Raw genomic sequence first — 25,315 nt, 5'->3', positions numbered from 1 at the left:
TCTTGTGACGCCTGCCAGCCTGGGCCGGGAAGCAATGGGCCGATCCCGATTTCTGATGGCCGAGCAGCACCCCTCCGACGTGCGCCTGCGTTGCCGCACTTCGGCCACGGTTGCCCATTCAATGGAGATCATCGTCCACGGAACGGGATGACAGCGCTTGACTGCATACCTACCAGTAGGTAGGATAACGACATGAACACACCTGGCGGCCATCCCGCCGCATGTGACACGCCTGCCGCCGGGAGACTGAAGCCCGGCGGTACCACCATCATCACCAGTTGACCTCGGCAGTCTGTCGGCGCGCTGTACCGAGGTCGTTTTACTTGCGCCATCAATCTACCAACTAGTAGGTATACCATGAACAAGATGATTTCCCGTATCGCTGCGCGCGCCCTGCTCGCCGCCTCCACCCTCGTGCTGCCGGCCGCCAGTTTCGTCATGCCGGCCGTGGCCCAGGCCCAGAATGCGGAGCAGGTCCATGTCCGCGGCAGCATCGTTGCCGTCGACGGCAGCAGGATCAAGGTCAGGACCCGCGAGGGCAGGACCGTCGACGTCACCCTGGCCGAGGGCGCCCGCGTTGCCGGCGTGGCGCGCGCCGACATCGGCGACATCAAGCCGGGCGATTTCGTGGGCATCGCTTCGCTGCCGAAGGCCGATGGCGGCGACGGCGCCCTCGAAGTGCTGATCTTCCCGCCGGCCATGAAGGGCACGGGCGAAGGCAGCTACGGCTGGGACCTGAAGCCGAACAGCAGCATGACCAATGCCACCGTGGCGAACGCGGTCAAGGGTGTCGATGGCCATACCGTCACCGTGTCCTACCACGGCAAGGAAAAGAAGATCGCCATCCCGCCCGGCACTCCGGTCGTGACCCTGGCGCCGGCCGGGATGAAGGACCTGGTTGCCGGCGCGGTCGTGTTCGTGCCGGCCATGAAGGGTGACAAGGGCGCGCTCACGGCGCAGCAGATCGTGGTGGGCGCGAATGGCGTGGTGCCGCCGATGTAAGCAAAGCGAAGCCGGCCGCGCTGTGCAGGCCGGCTTCCATTTTCCGGAGCTGTCATGAAGCCTGAAAAAAACACCGTGCTGGTGCGCCGGCATGCCGTCATCACCCGCCTCACCCACTGGATCAATGTCATCTGCCTGGGCGTCCTGCTGTTGAGCGGCCTGCAGATCTTCAACGCCTGGCCCAGCCTGTACTGGGACCAGTACGGCGCCGACGGCGATCCCGCCTTCCTCAGCATCGGCGCCTCGCGCGCTCACGGCGAGCTGCGCGGCTACCTGCGCGTGGGCCATGCGGAAGTGGCGACCACCGGCGTGCTGGGTGTCTCACGCGTCGCTGGCCAGGGCACCGAACGCGCCTTTCCGGCCTGGCTGACCCTGCCCTCCTTCCAGGACCTGGCAGCGGGCCGCCGCTGGCACTTTTTTTTTGCGTGGGCCTTCGCGTGCAACGGCGCCGTCTACCTGCTGTACAGCGTGATGAGCGGGCATTGGCGTCGCGACCTGGTACCGCACCGCGCGGAGCTCGCGCCGCGCCACCTCTGGCAGGAAATCGTCGCCCATGCGCGCCTGCGCTTTCCAGAGGGACATGCGGCGCGCCGCTATAACGTGCTGCAGAAACTCAGCTACCTCGGCGTGGCAGCGGTCCTGCTGCCGCTGATGGTACTGACCGGACTGACCATGTCGCCCGGCATGAACGCCGTGGCGCCCTTCCTGCTGGACCTGTTCGGCGGACGCCAGTCGGCCCGCACGCTCCATTTCATCACCGCGTCCCTCGTGGTCCTGTTCGTGCTGGTCCATCTCGCCATGGTCCTGCTGTCGGGCGTGTGGAACAACCTGCGTTCCATGATCACGGGCCGCTACGCCATCGAGACATCGCACCATGACTGACCATCGACCCACCCGCCGCCGCTTCCTCCTGGGCGGCGCACTCGGCGCCGGCGCCGCCCTGCTCGGCTGCGACATGTCCGTGCAGGACACGCCCACCGGCCGGGTGCTCGAAACGGCGGAACACCTCACCCGATCCGCGCAGCGGCTGCTGCAGGGCCGCCATGCGCTGGCCCGCGAATACCGTGCAACCGACATCTCGCCGCGCTTCCGGGTCAACGGCAGCAGCATGCCGGACAGCGACGCCTACGCGGCCCTGCTCGACAAGCGTTTCGTCGACTGGCGCCTGCGCGTCGACGGCCTGGTCGCGCGGCCCCGGGAATTCTCGCTGGACGGGCTCAAGGTGATGCCGTCGCGCACGCAGATCACGCGCCACGACTGCGTGGAAGGCTGGAGCGCGATCGCCCGATGGACCGGCGTGCCGCTGGCCGAGGTGCTGCGCGCCACCGGCATCCTGCCCAGCGCACGCTACGTGGTGTTCCACTGCGCCGACGAACTCGAGCCGACGCTCGATGGCAGCGGCCGCTACTACGAGAGCATCGACCTGGTGGATGCCTTTCACCCCCAGACGATCCTGGCCTACGGCATGAACGGCAAGGAGCTGAGTGTTGGCCACGGCGCGCCGCTGCGCCTGCGGGTGGAACGCCAGCTCGGCTACAAGCAGGCCAAGTACCTGATGCGCATCGAGCTGGTCGACAGCCTGCAGGGCCTGGGGGCCGGCAGGGGCGGCTACTGGGAAGACCGCGGTTATGAGTGGTATGCGGGGATTTGACCCGACGCCGATCGTTCCGGCCGCGCACTTGCTTGACGCGCCGGCCGGAACGCCAGTGGCGTCTTCAGCGTTCCGCCTTGCCGTCCACCGGACCGGGCCACAGTTGCAGGACCTGAGTGACGGCGCTGTCCAGGGTCTCCCGCGTGGCACCGTCGCGCGCGAGCGTCGACAGCCCCAGCAGGAAACTTTCGAAGGCACCCGCCAAGGCGGCGGCATCCGTGGCGGGATCGAGTTGCCGTTGCGCGATGCCGCGCTGCACGCAGGCCAGGATGCCGGCGCGGTTGCGGGCCCGCGCCGCCGTCAGCCCGGCGGTGACGGCCGCGTTGTCGGGTGCGCCGGCACTCGTCACGCCCAGGGCCACCATGCACCCGCTGGGATGCGATGCCTCGACCTGCATGCGCGCCGAGCCGCGCAGCGCCAGCTCGATGGCGGCCCTGGGCTGCAGCGCCGGATCCCACAGGCAGTCCATCACCGATCCATGGCTGTCCAGGTACCGGGCGACGGTTTCGTGGAACAGGGCCTCCTTCGAACCGAAGGCCGCATAGAAGCTGGGCGCGGAGATCCCCAGTTCGGCTTTCAGCTGGCTCAGCGAGGTGCCCTCGTATCCATTCTGCCAGAACAGATGCATCGCCTTGGTCACCGCGGTAGCGCGGTCGAATTGTCGCGGTCGGCCCATTTGCGCCATCGTTTCCTCCTGTTCACTGACATCAATACTAAACGGTACAAAAGTCGTTGACAAGCCGGACCGCCCAACTTAACATTTGTACCGATTGATACATATGTTAGCGCCGATCTTCCCTTTACCGTCTTCACAGGAGCAACGATGAATGCAGCAAATCCGCCCCATGGCCGCACCCTGGCCTCCACGGAACCGTTACCGATCGCGGCCTTGCTTGCGCTGGCGATGACAGGCTTTATCTGCATCGCCACCGAAACCCTGCCTGCCGGCCTGTTGCCGCAGATCGCCGCAGACCTGCGCATCAGCACTGCCCTGGCAGGACAGACCGTGACGGCGTATGCACTCGGTTCCCTCCTGGCCGCAATCCCGCTGACTGTCGCCACGCAAGGATGGCGGCGCCGCAACGTGCTGCTGCTGACGATCGCCGGCTTTCTCGTCTTTAACCTGGTCACCGCACACTCCTCCAGCCTGTGGCTGACGATGGTGGCGCGGTTCTGCGTCGGCGCCGCGGCGGGCCTGGCATGGAGCCTGCTGGCCGGCTACGCCAGGCGGATGGTGGCCGTGCACCAGCAGGGGCAGGCAATGGCCATCGCGATGGTCGGCACGCCGATTGCGCTCGCCCTCGGCGTTCCCCTCGGCACCTGGCTTGGCAAGGCGGTGGGCTGGCGCAATGCCTTCGACGTCATGTCGGGCCTGACCGTGCTGCTGATCGTGTGGGTGCTCGTCAAGGTGCCGGACTATCCCGGCCAGGCAGGCCGTGAGCGCCGGTCCATGGGCGCCGTGTTCAGGACCCCGGGCGTGCGGCCGGTCCTGGCGACCGTCGTCCTCTGGATGCTGGGGCACAACGTCCTCTATACCTTCATCGCGCCCTTCGTTGCGCTGGCGGGCCTGGCCGGCCACGTCGACGTGGTGCTGCTCACCTTTGGCCTGGCGGCGCTGGGAGGCATCTGGCTCGCGGGCCGGATGGTGGACCGCCGGCTGCGCGCGGCAGTCCTGGCGAGCCTGGCCATCTTTGCGCTGGTCGCCCTGCTGTTCATCGTTGCATCCCATGCACCGGCGGCGATCTACGCCGGCGTTGCCGTGTGGGGCGTGACCTTCGGCGGCGCCGCGACGCTGCTGCAAACGGCATTGGCCGACAGTGCCGGCACGGGCGCCGACATCGCATTGTCGATGAACGTCGTGGCCTGGAACAGTGCGATAGCCGGGGCCGGTGCGCTGGGCGGTGTGCTGCTCGATACCTGGGGCGCCGGCGCGTTTCCCTGGGCAGTGCTGGGCTTGTCGATCGCCGGCTTCGGCGTCGCCTGGTCGGCCCGGGCCCATGGCTTCCCCCCGGGGCCCCGCGCGCACTGATCTCACCGCGTCAAGCTCCTGCGGCGGCGGCGGCGGTATCTGCAAAGGCCGTGGCACCGTCACTTTTTGCTGGCGTGACGACGGGACGGGATTCAACCGGCGCCCGGTTGCCTTGCCCCGCGCCCGGTGCTAATATCGGAACCGATTGGTTTATATATAACGGGATTGACGAGGTAAAGCGATGGGAAACAACGGCGCACCCGGCCGTCCACGCGAATTCGCACTGGACGATGCCGCCCGCGATGCGATGCAGGTGTTCTGGGATTGCGGCTACGAAGGCGCATCCCTGCCCGACCTGATCGAGGGGACCGGCCTCTCGCGCGGCAGCCTGTACAAGGCCTTCGGCGACAAGAAGGGCCTGCTGCTGGCCGCTCTCGACCGCTACATGGCCGAGGGCCTGCAAGTCACCGCGGAGCAGCTGTCGCAACCGGGCTCCGCCCGCGCGGCAATACGCACGGCGCTGCTGCGCCATGCCGTCCAGTCCTCCGGTAGCACGGGCCGACGCGGCTGCCTGATCGTGGCGATGGCAACGGAACAGGCGGCGCACGATCCCGACATTGCGGAACGGGCCCGCGGCATGTTCGAACGCCTGCAGCAACTGTACGCCGCCGCCATCGTCCGCGGCCAGGCCAGCGGCGAGCTTCCCGCACGCGATGCGCAGGCCCTGGCGCGCTTCCTGGTCTGCCAGATCCAGGGCATGCGCGTGCTGGGCAAGACCGGCGTTGCCAAAGCGGAGATGGTCGCGCTGGTCGACAACGCCCTGCGCGTTCTCGACTGACGCACATTTTTTTTGCCTAATTTGGAACCGATTGGTTTATTAAGGAGACACCATGATACAGACTCATCCCGCTCCTCCCGAGCCGCGCCGCTGGGCGATGTTTGCCATCCTGCTGGTCGGCGCCTTCCTGCCGCCGCTCGACTTCTTCATCGTCAACGTGGCGCTGCCGTCCATCCAGGGCGGCCTGGGCACTTCGTCCTCGGCCGAGCAGATGGTCATTTCCGCGTACGCCGCGCTGTATGCCGTCACGCTGATCACCGGCGGACGCCTGGGCGACCTGTACGGCCGCAGCCGCGTGTTCTTCCTCGGCCTGATCGGCTTCACTGCCGCGTCGCTGCTGTGTGGTGTCGCCTGGTCGCCCTGGGCCCTCGTCGCCGGCCGCGCACTGCAGGGCATCAGCGCCGCCGTCATGGCCCCACAGGCGCTCGCTTCCATCCAGGCCATCTTCCCCGAATCCGAAAAGCCGCTCGCGCTCAGCCTGTACGGCGCGGTGTTCGGCCTGGCCTCCGTCATCGGGCAGGCGCTGGGCGGCATCCTCATCGCGCTGGACCTGTTCGGCCTGGGATGGCGCGCGGTCTTCCTGGTCAACCTGCCGGTGGCCCTGCTGGTGATCCTGTTCGGCATTCCTCTGCTGAAGAAGACGGACGCGGGGCGCTCGGGCAAGCTGGACCCGGGCGGCATGGTCCTGTCGATGCTCACGCTGGCGCTGCTGATCGTGCCGCTGATCGAAGGCCGCGAGGCGGGATGGCCCTGGTGGTCCTGGCTGTCGCTGGCCATGGCGCCCCTGCTGGCGCGGTTCTTCTGGCGCTACGAGAGCCGGCTCGCGCAGGCCGGCGGAGCGCCCCTGCTCGATCCCGCGGCCCTGCGCACGCCGGGACTGGGCCGCGCCCTGCTGATCGCCCTGTCCTTCTATTCGATCGGGTCCTTCTTCCTGCTGTTCTCGGTCTATTTGCAGAACGCCCTGCACGTGAGCGCCCTGGACGCCGGCCTGGTCTTCCTGCCCTTCGGCGCCGGCTTCCTGCTGGGGCCCCTGTCCACGCCGTATTTCCGCCGGCATTTCGGCGACTGGGTCAATCCGCTCGGCATGGGACTGGAAATGGCCGCATTCCTCGGCCTGGCATGGCTGATCTCAGCGACGCCGGATGGCACGGCGCCGGCCTCCATGGCGCTCGCCATCCTGCTGTTCTGCATCGGTTTCGGCCAAGGGCTCGGCCTGCCGACACTGATGAAGATGATCACGGGCCGCGTGGCGCCCGCCCACGCCGGCATGATCGCCGGCATCGCCAGCTCGACCCTGCAGGTGAGCACCGCGCTCAGCGTGGCCTTGATCGGCGGGATCTTCTACACCGTGCTTGGCGGACGCGACGACCCGGCGGCGATCGCGCATGCCTTCATCGTGGCCGCGCTGTGCATCGCCTGCTGCCTGGGCGCCGGCGTGGCGCTGGGCATGACGCTCGCTTGGCGAACTGTCGTCGCTGCCACGCGCGGCCGGGTCTCCGGCGCTAAAACCACCGGTCTATAATCGCAGGCATGACTGATCTTGCTGCCTTCATCCGTTCACTGCCAAAAGCGGAACTCCATGTGCATCTGGAAGGGTGCGTCACTCCCGAGCAGGTCATCGCGACAGGGCGACGGAACGGCGTGGATCCGTTCGCGAGCGTGGACGCCGCGCGCGTCGCCTACGATGTGGCGAGCCTGGACGATTTCCTGGAAATATACGCCAAGGCAGCCACCGTCCTGCTGCATGCGGAAGATTTCGCCGAGGTCGCATCGGCGTATTTCGACAGTGCGGTCGCGGAAGGCGTTCGCCATGTGGAACTGATGCTCGATCCGCAAGCTCACACGACACGCGGCGTGCTGGTGGAAACCGTTTTTGAAGGACTTGCGAGGGCTCAGTGCCATGCGGCCCGCATCGGTCTGTCGACCATGCTCATCGTGAATTTCATGCGCGAGCGGGACGAGGAGGAAGCGCTGGAAATACTGGCGTCTTTGGCACCCTATCGCGCACAAATCGTGGCGATCGGAATCGACTCGGCGGAAGTCGGGCATTCGCCTGGAAAGTTCACCCGACTTTTCCGGCAGGCGCGCGCGATGGGCCTCAAGCTGGTCGCCCATGCCGGGTTCGAAGGTCCGCCGGAGGATATCGAGGAAGCACTCGACCTTCTGCAAGTGGACCGCATCGACCATGGCAACCGGGTCTACGAACGACCGGCACTGGCTCGCCGGCTTGGCGAAGCGGGAACTGCTGTGACGGTCTGCCCGCGCTCCGAGGTCCAGTTGGGCGTAGTCGCATCGCTCGCCGAGCATCCCGTGCGCCAGATGCTCGTGGACGGTATGCGGCCCTCGTTGCATTCCGACGATCCTGCCTGGTTCGGGTCGATCACGGAAAATTACCGCGTGATTGCGGAGGCCAGTGAGTTGACGCGTTCGGAGATCCGCCAACTCGTGCGCAACAGCTTTACCACCAGTTTTCTCCCCGCATCGTCGGTAGCCCTCTATCTCGCGGAGCTCGACGCAAAAGCCGGAGGTGGATCGTGAGTGGCCAACGACCGGTGATCGGCGCGCATGGGCTCGTCTGTCCAACCGACATGTACGGTTGCGCCTGGTGAACGATCGCTCGCGACGGTGTCACCGCATCGGTCGGGTTTCGAACGTTCCTGCGTCGAAGGCGCAGGCAGCGTCGAGGAGGCGCCATGCAGCGGGGCCGTGTCGATGCTCCGCGAACGCCTTGGTGATCTGATCAAGCTGTGGTGGACTGGCTGTCGCCGCCCTGACAGCGCCGCGTCCACCAGGCACCCGGTCTAGAAGACGACGACAGAACGGATCGATTCGCCGCGTTTCATGAGGTCGAAGCCATGGTTGATCTGGTCGAGGCTGAGTGTGTGCGTGATCAGATCGTCGATACGGAGCTTGCCTTCCATATACCAGTCGACAATCTTCGGCACATCGGTGCGGCCGCGCGCTCCGCCGAACGCGGAACCTTCCCACTTGCGGCCAGTCACCAGCTGGAACGGCCGCGTGCTGATTTCAGCACCAGCTTCGGCCACGCCGATGATAATCGAGCGCCCCCAGCCCTTGTGACAGCATTCCAGCGACTGCCGCATCGTCTTCGTGCTGCCTATGCACTCGAAGCTGTAGTCGGCGCCGCCGTCCGTCACGGCAATGATGGCGTCGACGATGTTGCCGCCGGCCGCCTCGATCTCCCTGGGATTGAGGAAGTCCGTCACACCGAATTTGCGCGCCATTGCTTCGCGGTCCCGATTCAGGTCCACGCCGATGATGCGGTTGGCGCCGACCATGCGAGCGCCCTGCGCGACATTCAGGCCGATGCCGCCCAGCCCGAAGATCACGACGTTGGCGCCAGCCTCCACCCGCGCGGAAAACAGTACGGCCCCCACGCCCGTGGTCACGCCGCAGCCGATGTAGCAAACTTTGTCGAAGGGCGCATCCGGACGGATTTTCGCGAGGGAGATTTCCGGCGCCACGATATGGTTGGCGAAGGTCGAGGTGCCCATGTAGTGCAGGATCGGCCGGCCGTCGATCGAGAACCGCGAAGTCCCGTCGGGCATCAGGCCGCGGCCCTGCGTGGAGCGGATCTTCTGGCACAGGTTCGTCTTGCGGCTCAGGCAAAATTTGCATTCTCGGCATTCCGGCGTATATAGCGGAATCACATGGTCGCCAGGACGGAGCGAGCTCACGCCTGGTCCCACTTCTACCACGATGCCCGCGCCTTCGTGGCCTAGGATGGCGGGAAACGCACCTTCCGGATCGGCCCCGGACAGCGTGTAGTAATCGGTATGGCAGATGCCGGTGGCCTTGATCCCCACCATCACTTCACCCGTGCGTGGACCAGCCAGATCCACCGTTTCGATCGTCAATGGCTTGCCGGCCTGCCAGGCGACTGCGGCTTTGGTTTTCATTCGATGCGTCCTTCTGGTGGTCGGTTACACGGACGATCTGGTGCAGGTCGCGCGGCGCCAGTGCGCGATCTCGCCGTTCCGTTCGAGAACCGATCATGCTCGTTACCGTGGGATGACTAATGGGCGCCCAACTGTGGCGCCATGATGCCGGCCATGCCCATGAACCCGGGCTGATGGCGAAAGTCGGCAATCCATGCGCGCACGGCCGGAAACTCGTCGAGCGAAACGCCGCCTTCCTGCGCCAGCGCCACGTAAGGGAAGCAGGCGATGTCCGCGATCGTCGGTGCATGAGGCGTGGCCAGCCAGCGCCCGCCGGCGCTGTGCTGCTCGGCGAGGTGATCGTCGAGGAGCCGGAACACGGCACGCGCTCCGGTACGACACGCTTCCACGTCGAACGCATAGCCCAGTGCGTCATGCAATCGCGCCGCCGAGGCGGTACGCGTAATCTCCTCAGCGGTTGCGAGCCAGATCTGGATGCGGGCACGGATCAACGCATCGGCGGGATACCACTGGTTCGTCATATCGAATCTGGACGCCAGGTACACAAGGATGGCCTGCGCGTCGCGGATCGAGACGCCCTGGTCGACCAGCACGGGGATCTGGCCAAGGGGATTGTGCTGCTCGAGGAACCACGCCGCCTTGTGTTCCCTCCCGGGGTGGAAGTTGATCGGGTGGCGTTCGTAGCTGGTCCCCAGGAGATGCAACATCAGGCGTACCTTGTAACAGTTGCCGGAGAGTTCGTAGTCGAATAATCGCATTGCAGATATCTTTCAAAGGTCGAGGATGAGCGTTGGGGACAGCGCGCGTGACACGCATATCAGCATCTGGTCTCCCCTGGCGCGTTCAGCGGCATTGAGATACGCATCCCGGTGATCAGGCGTGCCAGCGAGGACCCTGGTCAGGCAGGTGCCGCAAACACCCTGTTCGCAAGCAATGGCCACTGCATGACCGGCAGCCTCCAGCGCCTGGACAATCGTCTGGTCAGCGGGGACATCGAATACGGCGCCGGTTCTGGCCGACTCGACCCGAAAGGCACCTGCTGCATCGTCAACGACACAACGGGGCGCGGCAAAGTATTCATGATGAAACTGGTCTGGCCTCAGTCGTGCGCCCGCGAGGCGTTCGACAACAGCGATCAGCGGTGCAGGTCCACAGGCATAGACGTGGGTGTTCGCATCCGCGCGCGCGACCGTGGCAGCGACCGCCGCTTCTGTTTCCTCGGGTGTCAGACCGAGGTGCAAGCTGTACGACGTTGCAAACCGGCTGAGACGATCGAGGAATGCAGCGGCTTGAAGCGCCCGCGCGAAATAGTGCAGCTCGAACTGATCGCCCTGTGCGTGCAGATACTGCGCCATGGCCAACAGCGGCGTGATGCCGATTCCGCCGGCAATCAGCACGTGACGAGAAGCCCCTTCAGCCAGTGCAAACTGATTGCGCGGCTCGCTAGCAAGAAGGAGGTCGCCTTCACCAAGGTGGTCGTGGAGGTAGGCGGAACCACCACGTGAACAAGGGTCCCTTTTCACGGCAAGCACATAATGATCAAGTTCATCGGGTGCGTTGCACAGCGAATAGTGACGCAAGAGAGCCTTGCCATCGGTCCCCGGCAATGTCAGTTCGATGTGGGAGCCAGGTGCTGTCGGCATGACCGGGGCCGCATCCATGCGTTGCAGTTCCAGCCCGACGGTACCGTCGGCGATCATCCATTTGCGACGGACCTTCAGCGGCACCCGGTCGCGCGGTTCATTCAATTCATCAGCCATCGGTGCGCCTCAATCCACGATGGCGCCATACTGCATTCCACGGCCCTGGAGCCAGCGCCTGTAGGCAATCGACGCCGCATCACAACGCGCCGGCACCTCGCTGCCTGGCCGCAGCGGCAGGCATTTCGGCACCTGGTTTTCCAGGATCGGCTTGTCCTGGCCGAAGATCGTGTGCTGGAAGGAGATCAGGTCGTTCTCGGTCGACTGATCATCGAGATAGGCCAGCAGTCCGTACGCGATGATGCGGTCCTCGGCCACTGGCTGCACGAAAAGCGTCAGGACATCCATGCAGCCGGGATGGAGGAACGAGGTCTTGTAAAGCATTGCGGCAAAGGGCTGCATGACCCGGTAGACGTAGCGCACCTCCAGGGGCGTGGTCGAGGCAATGGACGATTTTGGCTGCACGAAGCAACATTCCGTGGCCCATATCTCGTCGGACACTTCATCGATCCTCACGGCGTACGGCGCCACTTCCGTATTCGGCACCTCGCCGAGATAAGCGGCGTGCACAAAGGGAAAGTGCCCCATGTCGAGGAAGTTTTCAATCATCCGGAGACCGGATACGGCGACGCCGATACCATCGCTGTCCACGATTCGGCGCCCTGCTTCCCCGTATTCGGCAAAGTCGAACAGCGCGCCGGGCGTACCTTCGGGCCAGATCCAGATGTAGCCGTAACGGATCTGGACATGGACTTGATTTCCGGCCAGGAATGCCGAGGGGGCCGCACCGGCGCCCTGCCACACACATGCACGCAAGCCGATCAGCTGCGTCGTGTAGGGGCGGTCCTGGCTCGTGCCGACCAGGCGGCTGGCAGGACCAACGGTCAGCCATGCGTTCAGCACATTCTTGTCGCTCGTCCTTGCAGTCATTGCCGTTCTCCTTCCTGGCCCACCGAAGCAAGGCGCCACTGTGTTTCGATAGCGGTGCGCAGCTGGCGCAGACCGGCATGCAGGCGGGATGTTTGCGCCGGATCCAGCATGTCCACGAGTCCGACATGCAGCATTACCAGGCCGACCGCGGCCCGCGCCAGATACAGAACCACCTGCTGGCCGCCGATGTCGCCCAAGAACACATCCGTCGCCGACGAGCGCCAGCCGTCACCGGCCAACGCGCGGATGACATGGTCCGCTGGTGCGCGAATGCCCAGCGACCGAAGGATCGTGTGCACCGCCGTGACCGGAGGCGCTACGGTGTTCTGCTGGCGAGCGACCCAGACAATCCCGTTGGCCTCCGCGGCCTGGAAGGTGCGTGCGCAAATGCTCCGTGGGACAGGCATCTCCGGATGCGCAGGTATCGCCGAACAACGGCCAGACCCTGACTGGAATTCCCAGCCATGGTAGGCGCACGAGAGCCGGCCATTGACGACACGGCCCAGCGTGAATCGCATGCCCCGGTGGGGGCAGCGGTTCTCCCATGCCTGGACGACGCCGTTCGGCGCCCGCCACAAGGCAAGCTCCTCTCCCTCGACAAAACCTAGCGCGATACTGCTTGCGTGGACCAGATCGCTCGCGGGAATTACCGGGTACCACGCGCCGCCCTGCGATGCTGTGGCAGTAACGCTGGTACTGATCACGTTTGTCATGTTTTCGATTCCTCAAATAAGTGTTCACCGCCAATCTAAAGCGCGGCGCGTCGAGGAGTAAGGGGGTTGCGATCACTCACTGTTTCAGTTCTGGAACGCTCGGCATCGTCCGCGCGTGATAGGCTGGCCGCGTGAAAGGCATGGGCCGTTCAGCGCTCTTGCGGACAAGCTATTGGATTCTGGAGAAAAGGATGCAGATCGATTTACGTCTGATCGAGGCGTTTGCGCTGGTGATGCGTAACGGCAGTTTGACGCGTGCCGAAGAGGTGAGCGGGATATCGAAGGCGACCCTGAGCCGGCAGATCATGAGCCTGGAGCAAACGCTCGGCGCCACGCTGATGACACGGCGTGCACGGGGCGTCGTGCCCACCGAACCAGGCCGCGTTTTTTTTGCGCATTGCGAAGAGATGCTGGCGGACCTTGCCGGCAGGATCGAAACCGCCAGGGTACAAATGCAGGAGCTGGACAGCGGCGTCACTGGCACGTTGAACATTCTCGCCGACAGTGTCTTCAGTACGGCATTCGTATGTCACGTTACCCGGCTGTTTCGCGAACGCTACCCGAATGTCGAATGCCGGATGGATATCGCCTGGGGAGGCAATCTTCCCGATGTCAGCGACATGGACTGTTATGTGTGTGCCGAACCACCAGACTTGCCCAACGTCGTCGCGAAGCTGTTGGGGCGCATCAGTCATGGCTTGTACGCCAGTCCGGCGTACCTGCAGCGCCGCGGCATTCCGGTGACGCCGCTCGACATCTCGCGTCACGACTCCATCATCCTCGGCGAATCACAAGGTGCCAGCGAAAAAACAATGCTGCACTCGGACCGGCATAGCCAACCATACGTGCCTAAATGCAGCGTGGCGACGAATGACTACTGGGTGATGAAATCGTTCTGCCTCGACGGCACCGGTATCGCGCTCCTGCCCGACTTCTTCGCTCGTCCCGAGGTCACACGGCGCACGCTGGTGCCGGTGCTGCCGAACTGGAAACCGGAGCGCACCCGCATCTATTGCGCCTACCAGCAGCAGCGGTACAAGACACGCAAACTGAAGGATTTCGTGGACCTCATGACGACTAGTGTCCGGCACATGGATTCGTATAACCAGTACGTGGGTTTTCCGTCGGTACTGCGTACCTCCTGACCACATGCCAATCGCACGACGCACATGCAAAATGACCGATCGAAATCGGAAAGCACGGATACGAATCCGTGCTTTCCGCCAGCCATCGACATCGGCTTGCCGCGCATGGCACGGTGCCAGCCACCGACCTTATTTTGGCATCGCGCCTTCGACGCCTTGAACGTAGTAGTTCATCGAGAGGACTTCCTGCAACGGCATGTCGACGCCTGCCGGAACCTTGAGGTTGCCACGCTGATCCTTGATCGGACCGCGGAACGGATTGAGCTTCCCTGCGCTCATTTGCGCCTTGCGTGTTTCGAACAGCTTCGCCGCATCGGCCGGAACGACACCGTTCAGGGGCGCCATCCTGACCATGCCCTCTTTCAGGCCGCCGCGTACGTCGCCGGATCGCCATGTCCCGCTCATCACAGCCAATGCGGTCTCTGTATAGAACTTGCCCCACTGGTTCGTCGTTGCCGTCAGATGGGACTTCGGCGCAAACCGGCTCATGTCGGCATCACGTGCGAAACCATACTTGCCCTTTTCCTGGGCAGCCTGGAGTACAGCCGGTGACGCGGTATCGTTTGCCAGGACGTCGGCCCCCTGAGAGATCAGTGCTTCAGCCGCCAGTTTTTCGCGAGCCGGATCGTACCAGGTGTTCACCCACATCACGCGGGTCCTGACCTTTGGATCGACACTTTGCGCCCCCAGCGTGAAGGCGTTGATATTTGCCAGGACCGCCGGAATGGGGAATGGTGCGACGAAGCCGATGACGCCGGACTTGGTCATCCTTGCAGCCAGAATACCTTGCAGGTAGACCCCTTCATAATCGCGGGTCGCATAGGTCCCCACGTTCCTGGACCGCCTCGTGCCGGTAACATGTTCGAATGTCACATCTGGATAGATTCTGGCCACCTTTTCAATGGCATTCATATAGCCGAACGAGGCACCGATAATCAGCTTGTTTCCTTCCGCCGCCAGCTTGCGTATCACGCGCTCTGCATCTGCTCCGTCTGGAACATTTTCCACATGCGTCGTCTTGACTTTGCTACCCAAGGCTTTCTCCATTTCAAGCCGCCCCTGGTCGTGCGAATAGGTCCACGCGCCATCCTGAACACTGCCAAAGAAGACAAATGCAACTTTCAGCGGCTCCGCCGCCTGCAAAGGTACCACTGCGAACATGGCTAGCACGGCAGCCGACAAAGCCAGATGGCGATGATTCATGAAATTCTCTTTCACTTCCGATTGATTGGCGCGGCGATGCATTGCCATGCTGCTGCGAAGAGCTGTCCTTCGGCTTTGCTTCCAGGTCGCCGCCGGCAATGCCAGCCAGCAGCCCGAGCGTCCCCTTTCCCAAAGACGCTCCGAACAACGTCGTCAGACAGGTGTGAAACAGCTTACTGCGCGCAGCCACAGACTTGAAGTGGCTCACCACAACGCTGCGTTTTAAATCTGAAACGGTAGGGGTCACGATGGCGCACGCGCACCTTCGGCTTTCTCCCGGATCAGCTGTGGACTCGCGGTCTGCTCGCGCTGCAGGCCTTCGACAGTTTCTGGCCAATCGAATGAGGAAGGGGCGCGCGCCGCCACAGGCGCCCCGCCGCAGACCAGACCCCACGCACGTTGACAGAGGCAATGAACAGTTGCCGGCGAAACTCCCCTCCAGCCCCGGAGCCGATAGCAGTGCGAGCCGGGACGCGGTGCGCGGCGGCGCACGTCAGCCGGCCATTCCCGCATCGGCAAGGCAGCCCTCCAGGTGGGACACGAAGGCCCTCACCTTCGACGTGAAGGCCTGGCGATCCGTCACGCAGGCATAGACCTGCATCGGCTCCGGAACGGCGTGGGCACCATGGCAACAGTCTTCTGCAAACAGGGGAACCAGCGCCTGCTTGTCGATCAGCGGGCCGGCGACAAAACTGGCCAGCCGGGCGATGCCGCCGCCATTGACTGCCATCTGTGCGAGCACGTCGATATCGTCGCTGATGAGCGCAACCTTGACCGGGGCGTCGAACTGCACGCCATCGCGCACGAAGCCCCACGGCAGGAAGCGGCCATCGGTCGGGTAGCGCAGGACGAGGCAGGCATAATGGCGCAAGTCTTCCGGCGATACCGGCCGGCCAGCGCGGTCGAGATAGGCAGGCGCCGCGCACACCACGAACGGGATGCGCGCAATCGGCCGCGCGACCAGCCGCTCCTCCAGTTGCGCCGTTATGCGCAGGCTGACATCAACATCTTCAGGTGATTGACGCGGCGTTCCGTGGCAATCACTTCCATGGTCAGGCGTGCATGGTTCGCCTGGAACGAATGGCGGCACTGGCGAGGTACAGGCTACCGACGATAGCGAACGCTTTGATTTCATGCAGAAAATTCGTGTGGCCATCGAGGGGGCGTCATTCCGCAACGACGATGTGATGCGCAAGATGCTGGAGTCGGCGATGAAGATCATGCAGCAAAACCAGGGCGAAACGATCGGCATCGATCCCCGCGCCTAACCAAGATGGCCGGTTGTCCGGCCTTGCTGGATCAAGCTGAGTTCAATCAGCGGCACTTCATCCATCGAGCCGCTCTTGTCGAGGTGCACCCGCGCACCGCCCGTGCTGGCTGGGCGCGATGGACATAGCCTATGTCCCGACGCCCGAATGTCAACGGCGATTAGGTCTTATACGGGTGTGGTGCACCACACTTTCCGTGTAGTGCACAGACGTGTTGAGCTGATGCTCGATTCGCTAAGTGCTTGATTTGATGGAGGCGAGGACGGGAGTCGAACCCGTCTAGACGGCTTTGCAGGGCGTATCTCATCCATATGAATCAACGATGTTGCGGTTCTGCCGCAGATTTCACCGCTTGTCATTCCAAAATTCAATGAAAAATCGGAGATTATTTGGCTCCTCAATTCCGTCGATAGTTTTAATATGAGCTGTGGCGGCTGCTTTGTGTCCGCGAAGCAGGCTCACGGAACTGTCAGAAATTCTGGGTGCGAGGTCCGGGACCTGATAAATAGGTAATCGTATGAGTAGATTTCGACAGCACGTACAAAACAATATTAACAACAAGTACATTAACCCTACGTACAACGCATAATGCTCAATGCACTACCTTCTTAACTTGATAATCCCTAATAACAGTGACAAGATCTACGAGCTTTTTTCTGACTGAATCTTGAAAGACATCTTTTTCGTATCCCACGACGACGTTCCCACTTAAACTCATTTCTTCATTATGATAACAATAATCGATCATGAGTTCTTGAATCTCGTCAATGGCAACAGCAGCTTTAGCTGCAAGTCTACCATCAATAATCTGTAATGAATTTGCATTAACAGCTAGCGTAGCAAGCTTTTTTAAATACTGCTCGTGGAATTCATGAATATTTTGCAATGAGAAATTACCAGAAATCGCATCGGCTGGAACAGCGCCAATTAATTCGATAACATTCTTGAGGAGTGGTTCAATTGCAACCGGACCAACGACTTGCCTGAGCCAATAATCGTCCTCTACTGATTTTTTCTTGTCACCCTTGTCCTTCAGCCATGTATAAATAGGCACACCAAGCGAGACTACGAGCGCAATCACCGCGACAATTGTCGAAGGTGTACCCCATTCGGAAGTATCGGGCGGCTGAGGTGGAGGTACTGAAACTGAGACATATACAACCCGCTCAGATTTAGGACAACAAGGAAAATTTTGATCAGCCGTGATGCATGAGCCAAAAGGAGGGAGATTTACAAGAGACTGCCCAATCAAAGGCTGCACAGCATGCAAGGATTTATTCAAACCTGAGAACCTCTGCTTAGGTTAAAATACTCTTATCCTGCAACGCGCGAGTTACGCAGCTATCGATAATGTCTTTGAACATTGGATTCGACGTGAACTTATACTTCCTATAAAATTCCTGCTTACTACCCGCTCGAACAACACTTTTACCGAAAAGTCCTAGAATAAACGAGCTACTAAGTGAGTAAGTAGAATCAGGAATTTTTACCTCAACCGCAGCATCAGTATCGTCCAGCCGCTCTACAGACAGCCTCTCTCGAAGCTGTTCACCTCGCATGCGCCCCGTAAAAACAGGACCTCCAAGGGTTGCAAAGTCTATTATCACTGGCTGGCTCATTCTAATTATCACCCAAAGCAACTGTACTGGCTGCACCGAGAGGAAATCTGATACTAATGATGGTCCCAGGGAAGTGTACACCCTTCAGCGACCTGACAAACTGCGCATCAGGCTTCGAGTTGAGATCATTCATACGGTTAAAGGCGATTACTTTACCACGATTCTGTGTTTCGCGCATAGCGTAAGTTCCATCAAACAAAATATATGTTCCACCCGAGACTATAGCCATCTTAGCCTGAACCTTGCTCTCTGGAGCACACTCCCGATGCACTTTTTGGAAAAAGTCAATTAGATCCACTGATCCCTGTCCTCGACTATCCTTAACAGTGTTGTTTTTTGAACTTACATGTGACTGAAGAGCAACTAAAGTCAGCAAATCCGGCAACCTCCAACCTAGACCAAAAAATCCTTGTCCGGCATGTAATTTTATGTAAGGATCAATCTGAGTCCGTGTATAAGAATTATCAGGCAGATCACTCAGCGTCTCAGCAATAGACTTGCCGAAGTTGAATATTGCTATCTCACATACTGGGACTTCAAGTGAATTGTCAAGATAACCCTGTACAGTCCAATCCACAAGCCCAGGATGATCTTCTGCGTTACACAGAATTTCGCTAATATACTCACAGAGTTTATGACGAGCACTGTGAGTAAGAACGCGGTTATGATCTTTGAGGCAAATATTGAAATGATCTACGAATCCAGCCACAACCTTCGCTTTTGCATCAGGTTTAGTCGGATCCTGCTTAGGGTCATAGTGTCGACATCTCCGATCGAACAACCTTAGATTAGCACTCTCACTAGCAGTGGCCTTTTCGTGAACGATGTTTAGGTGCTTAATTACCCCCATTGATTTCACAAAACGTTTAATGTTGGGATCAAGAGGATAGCGCCCTCCAATGTAAATCTTGCTACCGCGATAACGCCGCTCTTTTCTCGACTCATAAGCAACGATATCTAGAAGCGAATTAGCCGCAAGATCATAGATTTCCAGCTTAGATTGATCTATTTCCACCCTTTTCACCTTATCAATACGCATGTGCTTGGCAAAATGCAATATCCAGGCTACAGACCGAGCAGGATCTTCGATAATTGAAAATGTCTGTGGCACCTTGGCTACGATCTGGGAGAGCTTCTCGTTGACGTCCACCGAGCAGGCGTTAGCGAGCAAATCTATGATTTTTGACTTACTACCAAAGCGAGCGAGATGATCGCAATAACGCCTGTATCGATCGAGGGCCTTCTTACGACGTCTTGCTATTCGCATAGCGCGCTTTCTAGCACGTTTTCTTGACAGAAAATCACACGTTTGGATCGATCGCGGCATCACGGAACTTGTAGTTTAAATAGCAACATACTATACCACGTTGCACCACCCGTATGCAGCTATTTTTCCTCATCTAGGTATCAATTTATTTGATAGCCTGATTTACTATACTATTGCCTCTCCGCATCATTACGGCCACTTCCGATAAAGCACCTTCTAGATTTTCAAACTGTAACGGCCTTAGATAGCCGAGTATGGAATGATGCAGACTTGGATTTTAGAACTGTCGGTGTAGTCAAACGCGCCAGCGCGTAGATTCCTGGGCCGGTAGCGCTTTCACTCAGACGCTCTGTCTTAGGCGTCGAGGAGAAGCATTGCATCGCAACGCTGTCCCAGAAGCTGCTGTGACGGCTCATACTGCGAACGATGGGATGTAATTCGAGCAATGGCTGGAACTTCTCGTTTGTGTATTGTGAACCATGGTCCGAATGATAGGCCACTAGGCGTGGTCGTCACGATGGAAGGTGGTAACTAGCAGGGCATCCATTGCTAACAGAGCCGTCATTGTGGGTTACATCGACCAGCGCACCACATGCTGCGAGTACAGGTTAAGGACCACAGCGACAAATAGCCAGCCTTCACCGTCCATACGTAGGTTAAGTCAGCGGCCCATTTCTGCTTCGGCCCTATCGCTTCAAACTGTCGACCCAGCATGTTCGATGCAATCGCGTGGACCGGCGAAGCGAGCTGCTCTGGTGCGCTGCGATGCTCGTGGCGGCATGCAATGCCGGCCGCTTTCTCAGCCGTGCTACGCGATTCTTGCTGTAAAGCCATATCGATAAGATCTCGTACGACGCGCGGTGAACCGTATGTGCCAACGTTTGCTTCGTGGCTGTGCTTAACCGCTTTGAGAAGCTGGGCATTCTCACATTCATGCGCACCTGCTGGCTTATCGAGCTCATAGTAAAAGTCACTGCGAAATACGCTGAGTAGACGACACATCGTTCGCGTCGGCCAAATGCCCCGATATTTGGCGATGAGCCGTACCTGCCGTGCTTGAGGAAAGCCGCAACTGCCGCTTCTGCCGCAGAAACGTGCGGCGTCAGTTTCACTGCGAAGGCAATGCACTGGCGTACTAACAGTAAACGACTGATGCGCCGTGCCACCTGCGCGGCATCATGCGACACTTCATGCAGAGCACTGTCGCTAATGCTTCAACACCATGTCCATCAGACCGACTTGAACGTCAACTCAAGACTTGGCAATTGCACCAGCTATGGGCAACGGATTTCGTACGTGCAGATGCGGCAGTGCTACGTTTGCGCGGCCATCGCTATCCACATCTCTAGCAGCTTGATACGAATCGACTTCATGCTCCGCGCCTGTGAATAGGCACGTATCACCGCCCTCGGCAGCACAGCGACAATCTGGCCCGCGACAGTGATAAAAGCTCTCCATGTGGGCAATTGCTACAGTGAGCGCTTGCAGAGCTAGGAGATATAATAGCCTCAGGGGAAATTCACCTCGAAAATTATTCTCCTTGGAAAAAATGCTGGCTCAGCTACTCCCAATGCAGGGACTGTACCTAAACTCATGAAATATATAGAATTATTCGCAGGATGCGGGGGCCTTTCGCTGGGCCTCCGTGCAGCTGGAGGAGAGATGCTGCTAGCTAACGAACTGTCGCCGATGGCAGGTGAGACGTTTGCATGCAACCTCCTCGGTGAGGACCTCACCCATGCAGCCAAGAGCTCGCAAGTGTCAGGCCAGCTGAAGACAAAATGGTTGAGCAGCAAGTTTGGACGGCATGAACTTGCGAAGAGGCTGCAAGAAAATCCCCAGGACTATCCTCCCCTTGGAACGCAATTTGGCGACCTGGACGAGGACGGGACCGACCTCAAGGGCGCGCTTGTCGTTGGCAATGTGCGCCAGCTTAATGCCTGGTTAAACGAACCATCGAATCGAAAGGCGCTAGAGGAGATTAGGCACGGATTCGGCAGTGGGAACATCGACCTCGTATCCGGCGGGCCGCCATGCCAGAGCTTCAGCATGGCTGGGTCGCGGCAGTACACCCATTCCCGTAACGACCTTCCCTGGGAGTTTGCCAAGTTCGTTCAACTCACCCGACCGAAATTCGCGCTCCTGGAGAATGTAACTGGCATCCTCAGGCCTTTCCAAGTCGATGGTAGCGAAGTATTCGCCTGGGTCGAAGTGGCCAAGGCGTTTGCACGGATCGGCATCGAGGGTGGCGACGACGCAGGAGATGCTCGGGGTGGCTACGTGCCACTTTGCTTGCATGTAAATGCAAAATTCGCGGGCGTGGCACAGAACCGTACCCGATTCATCATGCTGTCGTTCAGGCGCGATGTCTTCGACATCCTGCTGGGAAAGATGATTGGACGCGACCGCGAGCTCTTACTATCGTCAGTAGAATTTTTCGAGAAGGCAAGAGCAGGAAAACCGATCCGGAGGGATGACTTACCCCTATACGACGCGGCAAAGACGCGCAACCTCCTCGATGGAACCTTCCTAGCAGGGCTGTCGACGCCTGCAAGGCCGCCCACGACGATGGATGCCATTGACGACCTTCGGGAGCATGGCCTTGCGCAGTCTGAGTACGTCCAAGGCATCAACACGCTCCTCGGACCCCAGGCACTCCCCCCCAAGACGGTTACCCTCGGCACCGAGGTTGCCAACCACGTGCTCCGCAAGCATGGACTTGCAGTACAAGCACGTTTTCGTGTCTATCAGGTCCTTAGCAAGTTTGGAAAAAAATCTCCGATTGCCGCCGCTGTCTACAAGCTACTGAGGGGTAGTGCACACGAGCTAGATGAAGAATCGTGGAAGCAATTGAGCAGTAGCAGCTACTTCATCCCTGCCCAGGGGTCGTTCCACCAGTTTAAGAACAAGATTTTCTTTGAGGAGTTCCTTACCGGATTACAGACAAAGAAATCTTCGCAGCAGGCACTGCTCCCGGACGAGCCCGCCCCTGCAGCGGTGTCCATACCTGACGACGTTTGCCACTATCACATGTCCTTGGGCGGCTTGCGTACCTTGACAGTGCGCGAGATGGCGAGGATACAGTCCTTCCCGGACAACTATGTGTTCCGGTCTAAGGCCACTACCGGGGGCGAGAAACGCAAGTACGAAGTACCGCAATATACCCAAGTCGGCAATGCCGTACCTCCAATACTTGGTCATGCGCTTGGCCAGATTGTCCAGGGCCTGCTGAAGCAATATCACCAGAGCCTAGGTCAGACGGAAGACAGTAGCTTCCTGCATGCTGCTTGACTAGGCGTCGCTATGTCCATCATGCGAATTCTACCTGCCTAGTCTCCATGCCAAGCCAGCACCGAGCATCACGACGTTTGTGGACGCGGAACGACGTACTCCACTATCAGGGACGACCGATCCCTGCAGGGCGAGAATGGGCAAGGCCCCAGGGTTTCTCGAATTGGTTCCGCTTCCGTGGGAAATCCCCAACTAGAGGTGCAATGCGTATCCAGGAATGCCAGTGGTACACCCAGATGGGAAAGCAATGATTCCTCCTTTGGGTGATGCTCGGCGGTACGATCATCGAGGCGCGCTCGAGCAAGGGATCGACAGGGCGACCCGGTCGCCATTCAACCTCGAACTTGGAAAATAGGAATCGAGATAGCATGACAGGGGATAGTCAGTGACACAGACACACGCAGGGAGCACGCGGTTTCCCGCAGGGTTAGTCGAGTGGGCAGGCAACCACTCAGGGGGCGTCAAGAGGCTCTTCGACGAAAGCAGCGGACGCCCTGGGCGCGAATTACTACGGACCAGGCTAATTGGCCAACTAGAGGCGTGGGCAAGCGCAATCGGATTAGGAGTCGATAGCACTCCGCGAATCCTCCTTCTCGTGGGCGGGCCAGGAAACGGAAAAACCGAGGCCATCGAGCACACGGCTAGGTGCCTAGATGAAGCCCTAGGCGCATCAGGCAGCCTCGTAGCGCGGTTGGCCAGGGAGTTCCACCCAAACAGCGGGCAACGCGTGCCCAGGACCGTGCGCGCGATCCTCGACGATCTTCCTGGCACCCGCCCTTCGATCGAGCTTAGCATCGTCCAGGACGCGACGGTCAACGGCAACGAGGAAGGGGTGTCGGCTGCTCGGTTGCTGCTCCGGGAGCTATCGGAGGTCCTCACGCCTGCATCCAAGTCGCTCTACCTTTGCTGCGTGAATCGCGGCGTGCTGGACGATGCCTTGGCCTTGGCCTTCGAGGACGCGCCGGGACCCGCGCAAGCCCTGCTAGAGGACATTACACGTGCAGTTAGCCAGTCGTCCGACGCACCATCATGCTGGCCATTGCAGGGGCACGACGCGGTGGCCATTTGGCCAATGGACGCGGAATCGTTGCTGGTCGCTCCGGGCACCGACGAGCCGTCACCAGCCGAGACCCTTCTCCGCCACGCGACGCGCATGAGTGACTGGCCGGATCACGGCAGCTGCAAGGCAGGGCCTGCGTGTCCTTTCTGTCATAGCCGGGCACTGCTAGACCGCGAGGAGGAACGCCGTGCGTTGCTGCAAGTATTGCGGTGGCATGAGCTCGGGAGTGGCAAGCGCTGGAGTTTCAGGGACCTGTTCTCCCTTGTGTCCTACCTCCTCGTTGGCCAGTTCCAAGGTTCCGCTAGCGGACACGCTAGCCCATGCGAATGGGCTAGCGAATTGCGTCGCTTCGACGAAGAAGGCATGGCATCGCCACGTCCCAAGCGGGAACAGCTCACCGCTCCCTACTATCTTGCCACGTCGAGCTACCAGCATTCCCTCTTCCACCAGTGGGATCATCGCGCCGCTACTTCGCTGACCCAGGACCTCAAGGACCTTGCTGTCGGCGAGTACGACGACGCAGCCTCGCGCACCCTAAGGGGCCTGCAGTATTTCCTACAGGATCGGAAGAAGCCCTACCTTCCTGCGACCATCATGGCATCGCTCGAAGGACTAGCCACATCCTTGGATCCCGCGCTCGCCAGCCCGGACGGCGAGGTGGCGGTTAGCGGGAGAACCAAGGTGTTCCTGGCGGAGATCGATGCTAGGTTTAGCAGGTCAGTCGCGGATGGGACAGACTTTATGCGCAAGCGCCAGATACTGTCCAGCAGCGAGCTCGAGCTGCTCGCCAGGCTAACGGCCGCTGACAAGGTCCTGTCCTCCCCTGCCTTGCGGCGCAAGAGGCCAGCAACTGCTGGACGCGTCCAACGCATGCTGCGGGACTTTGCATGCCGGCTAGTACGACGCAGCGTCTGCACGCGCTCCGCTGTAGTGGCCGACGCATCGACACTGCGATCGTTCCAACTAATAGTGGAAGAAGGGCATGGCAAGCGGATCCATGAAGTTGCGCAGCAGGTGAAAAGGCTCCTGAATAGCAAGCATGGCTTCGAGGTCTCACTGACCACGACGTTCGGGCAGCCGCTGCCTCCACCGCAGCGCCAGGCCGTGCTAGTCGTGCAACCACAGCCAGTTACACCGATCCCTCCGGCAACCCAGGGGCGCCCGCCTCCTCCGATCCGCTTCCTGAGGGTCGGCCAAGGGCGCTCGGCCCAACCGATTGCACTGACCTACGATCTCTTCAAGGCCGTCGAGGAGCTGGAGAGGGGATTATCCATCGCATCGCTCCCGAGGACCGTGGTGGCGCTGCTAGACACCACGCGTGCGAAGCTGGCAGGCCCCATCGTGCGAGACCGGGTGGCTCTCGAGGACTCGCTTGTCAGGTTGGGTAGCGATGGCACAACAGTAGGCCAAACATGGGATGGCTTTGTCGTAACGGAAAGGCACAATACGGATGAGCATTGAAGATTTCCAAAGGGCTCCTTGGCAGAATTCGCACCCCCTATACAAGGAGTCTTCCTTATCTGTAAGCCCTGCCCCCGAATACGCCAGCTCCGAGGTACTCATCGCATCGCTGTACCGTATGATCGGGTTCTCGGGTGCCAGCGAAGGTAGCGTTCCACAGTCCGGACGCGACCTAGACCGGAAGCTGCAACGGCTGCGGGAGCGACGTGCGCTCCCCGAGGCTGCCTGTACCGCTAGCGCAGGGACGTGGAATACCGTCCTCCACGGCATACTCGAAA

At 60.4% G+C, this 25,315-nt stretch carries 21 protein-coding genes; 11 read left to right on the top strand and 10 right to left on the bottom strand.

Annotated features, from left to right (window positions below):
- Nucleotides 1-357 precede the first annotated feature (357 nt).
- From IP91_RS20545 to IP91_RS20535, 3 genes are read left to right on the top strand one after another with little or no spacing between them, the layout of a single operon-like run.
- Nucleotides 358-1,002 (top strand): hypothetical protein, encoded by a 645-nt coding sequence (locus tag IP91_RS20545; protein WP_229474748.1) that lies wholly within the window; start codon nt 358-360, stop codon nt 1,000-1,002.
- Nucleotides 1,003-1,056: 54 nt separating this feature from the next.
- The gene (locus IP91_RS20540) at nt 1,057-1,884 is read left to right on the top strand and encodes a cytochrome b/b6 domain-containing protein (protein ID WP_145651440.1); all 828 of its coding nucleotides are present in this window, start codon (nt 1,057-1,059) and stop codon (nt 1,882-1,884) included.
- A complete protein-coding gene (locus tag IP91_RS20535) occupies nt 1,877-2,653 on the top strand; it encodes a molybdopterin-binding protein (protein ID WP_145651438.1) in 777 nt (258 codons plus the stop codon). Before IP91_RS20540 ends, IP91_RS20535 begins: the two co-directional genes overlap by 8 nt.
- A gap of 64 nt (nt 2,654-2,717) precedes the next feature.
- Here IP91_RS20535 and IP91_RS20530 read toward each other — a convergent pair whose 3' ends face one another.
- Nucleotides 2,718-3,329: a TetR/AcrR family transcriptional regulator gene (locus tag IP91_RS20530; RefSeq protein WP_229474746.1), complete on the bottom strand. Its 612-nt coding sequence runs from the start codon at nt 3,327-3,329 to the stop codon at nt 2,718-2,720.
- A gap of 147 nt (nt 3,330-3,476) precedes the next feature.
- On the opposite strand from IP91_RS20530, the gene IP91_RS20525 reads away from it, so the two are divergent.
- The 4 genes from IP91_RS20525 to add all read left to right on the top strand — a co-directional run bounded on the left by IP91_RS20525 (nt 3,477) and on the right by add (nt 7,998).
- A complete protein-coding gene (locus IP91_RS20525) occupies nt 3,477-4,682 on the top strand; it encodes an MFS transporter (RefSeq protein WP_145651434.1) in 1,206 nt (401 codons plus the stop codon).
- Nucleotides 4,683-4,863: 181 nt separating this feature from the next.
- Complete coding sequence (locus IP91_RS20520; protein WP_229474744.1) at nt 4,864-5,460, top strand: TetR/AcrR family transcriptional regulator; 597 nt, start codon at nt 4,864-4,866, stop codon at nt 5,458-5,460.
- A 52-nt stretch (nt 5,461-5,512) separates the two neighbouring features.
- A complete protein-coding gene (locus tag IP91_RS20515; protein ID WP_229474742.1) occupies nt 5,513-6,982 on the top strand; it encodes an MFS transporter in 1,470 nt (489 codons plus the stop codon).
- A gap of 8 nt (nt 6,983-6,990) precedes the next feature.
- On the top strand, nt 6,991-7,998 hold the full coding sequence (gene add, locus IP91_RS20510; protein WP_145651432.1) for an adenosine deaminase: 1,008 nt from the start codon (nt 6,991-6,993) through the stop codon (nt 7,996-7,998).
- A gap of 263 nt (nt 7,999-8,261) precedes the next feature.
- Here add and IP91_RS20505 read toward each other — a convergent pair whose 3' ends face one another.
- The 5 genes from IP91_RS20505 to IP91_RS20485 form a co-directional block, all read right to left on the bottom strand.
- The gene (locus IP91_RS20505; protein WP_145651430.1) at nt 8,262-9,380 is read right to left on the bottom strand and encodes an S-(hydroxymethyl)glutathione dehydrogenase/class III alcohol dehydrogenase; all 1,119 of its coding nucleotides are present in this window, start codon (nt 9,378-9,380) and stop codon (nt 8,262-8,264) included.
- Between the two features lie 116 nt (nt 9,381-9,496).
- Nucleotides 9,497-10,138: a glutathione S-transferase family protein gene (locus IP91_RS20500; protein ID WP_145651428.1), complete on the bottom strand. Its 642-nt coding sequence runs from the start codon at nt 10,136-10,138 to the stop codon at nt 9,497-9,499.
- 12 nt (nt 10,139-10,150) lie between these two features.
- On the bottom strand, nt 10,151-11,140 hold the full coding sequence (locus IP91_RS20495; protein WP_145651426.1) for a PDR/VanB family oxidoreductase: 990 nt from the start codon (nt 11,138-11,140) through the stop codon (nt 10,151-10,153).
- A 9-nt stretch (nt 11,141-11,149) separates the two neighbouring features.
- Nucleotides 11,150-12,010 carry an aromatic ring-hydroxylating oxygenase subunit alpha gene (locus tag IP91_RS20490; protein WP_145651424.1) on the bottom strand — a complete coding sequence of 287 codons (861 nt, stop codon included), beginning with the start codon at nt 12,008-12,010 and terminating at the stop codon, nt 11,150-11,152.
- Nucleotides 12,007-12,723 carry a Rieske 2Fe-2S domain-containing protein gene (locus IP91_RS20485; protein WP_145651422.1) on the bottom strand — a complete coding sequence of 239 codons (717 nt, stop codon included), beginning with the start codon at nt 12,721-12,723 and terminating at the stop codon, nt 12,007-12,009. The genes IP91_RS20490 and IP91_RS20485 overlap by 4 nt, the downstream gene beginning before the upstream one ends.
- A 191-nt stretch (nt 12,724-12,914) precedes the next feature.
- On the opposite strand from IP91_RS20485, the gene IP91_RS20480 reads away from it, so the two are divergent.
- Nucleotides 12,915-13,868: a LysR family transcriptional regulator gene (locus IP91_RS20480; RefSeq protein WP_145651420.1), complete on the top strand. Its 954-nt coding sequence runs from the start codon at nt 12,915-12,917 to the stop codon at nt 13,866-13,868.
- 129 nt (nt 13,869-13,997) lie between these two features.
- Here the strand turns inward: IP91_RS20480 and IP91_RS20475 are convergent, their stop codons facing one another.
- Together IP91_RS20475 and IP91_RS20470 are read right to left on the bottom strand one after the other, a co-directional pair.
- A complete protein-coding gene (locus IP91_RS20475; protein ID WP_229474740.1) occupies nt 13,998-15,119 on the bottom strand; it encodes a BMP family ABC transporter substrate-binding protein in 1,122 nt (373 codons plus the stop codon).
- Between the two features lie 445 nt (nt 15,120-15,564).
- On the bottom strand, nt 15,565-16,206 hold the full coding sequence (locus IP91_RS20470; RefSeq protein WP_229474738.1) for a substrate binding domain-containing protein: 642 nt from the start codon (nt 16,204-16,206) through the stop codon (nt 15,565-15,567).
- On the opposite strand from IP91_RS20470, the gene IP91_RS26650 reads away from it, so the two are divergent.
- Nucleotides 16,205-16,339, top strand: coding sequence for a hypothetical protein (locus tag IP91_RS26650; RefSeq protein WP_259772466.1), 135 nt, complete (start codon nt 16,205-16,207; stop codon nt 16,337-16,339). The two genes, IP91_RS20470 and IP91_RS26650, sit on opposite strands and share 2 nt — an antisense overlap.
- 592 nt (nt 16,340-16,931) lie before the next feature.
- On the opposite strand, the gene IP91_RS20465 is transcribed toward IP91_RS26650, so the two are convergent.
- Both IP91_RS20465 and IP91_RS20460 read right to left on the bottom strand, forming a co-directional pair.
- A complete protein-coding gene (locus IP91_RS20465; RefSeq protein ID WP_145651418.1) occupies nt 16,932-17,621 on the bottom strand; it encodes a hypothetical protein in 690 nt (229 codons plus the stop codon).
- Between the two features lie 338 nt (nt 17,622-17,959).
- On the bottom strand, nt 17,960-19,285 hold the full coding sequence (locus IP91_RS20460) for a hypothetical protein (RefSeq protein WP_145651416.1): 1,326 nt from the start codon (nt 19,283-19,285) through the stop codon (nt 17,960-17,962).
- Nucleotides 19,286-20,818: 1,533 nt separating this feature from the next.
- Between IP91_RS20460 and IP91_RS20455 the strand changes: the two genes are divergently transcribed.
- Complete coding sequence (locus IP91_RS20455; RefSeq protein WP_145651415.1) at nt 20,819-22,516, top strand: DNA cytosine methyltransferase; 1,698 nt, start codon at nt 20,819-20,821, stop codon at nt 22,514-22,516.
- A 739-nt stretch (nt 22,517-23,255) separates the two neighbouring features.
- Nucleotides 23,256-25,037: a hypothetical protein gene (locus IP91_RS20450; RefSeq protein WP_229474736.1), complete on the top strand. Its 1,782-nt coding sequence runs from the start codon at nt 23,256-23,258 to the stop codon at nt 25,035-25,037.
- Nucleotides 25,038-25,315 lie beyond the last annotated feature (278 nt).

Source organism: Pseudoduganella lurida, from assembly GCF_007830455.1.
Classification (GTDB): domain Bacteria; phylum Pseudomonadota; class Gammaproteobacteria; order Burkholderiales; family Burkholderiaceae_D; genus Rugamonas; species Rugamonas lurida.
This window is presented reverse-complemented; position numbering and strand designations above follow the sequence as displayed.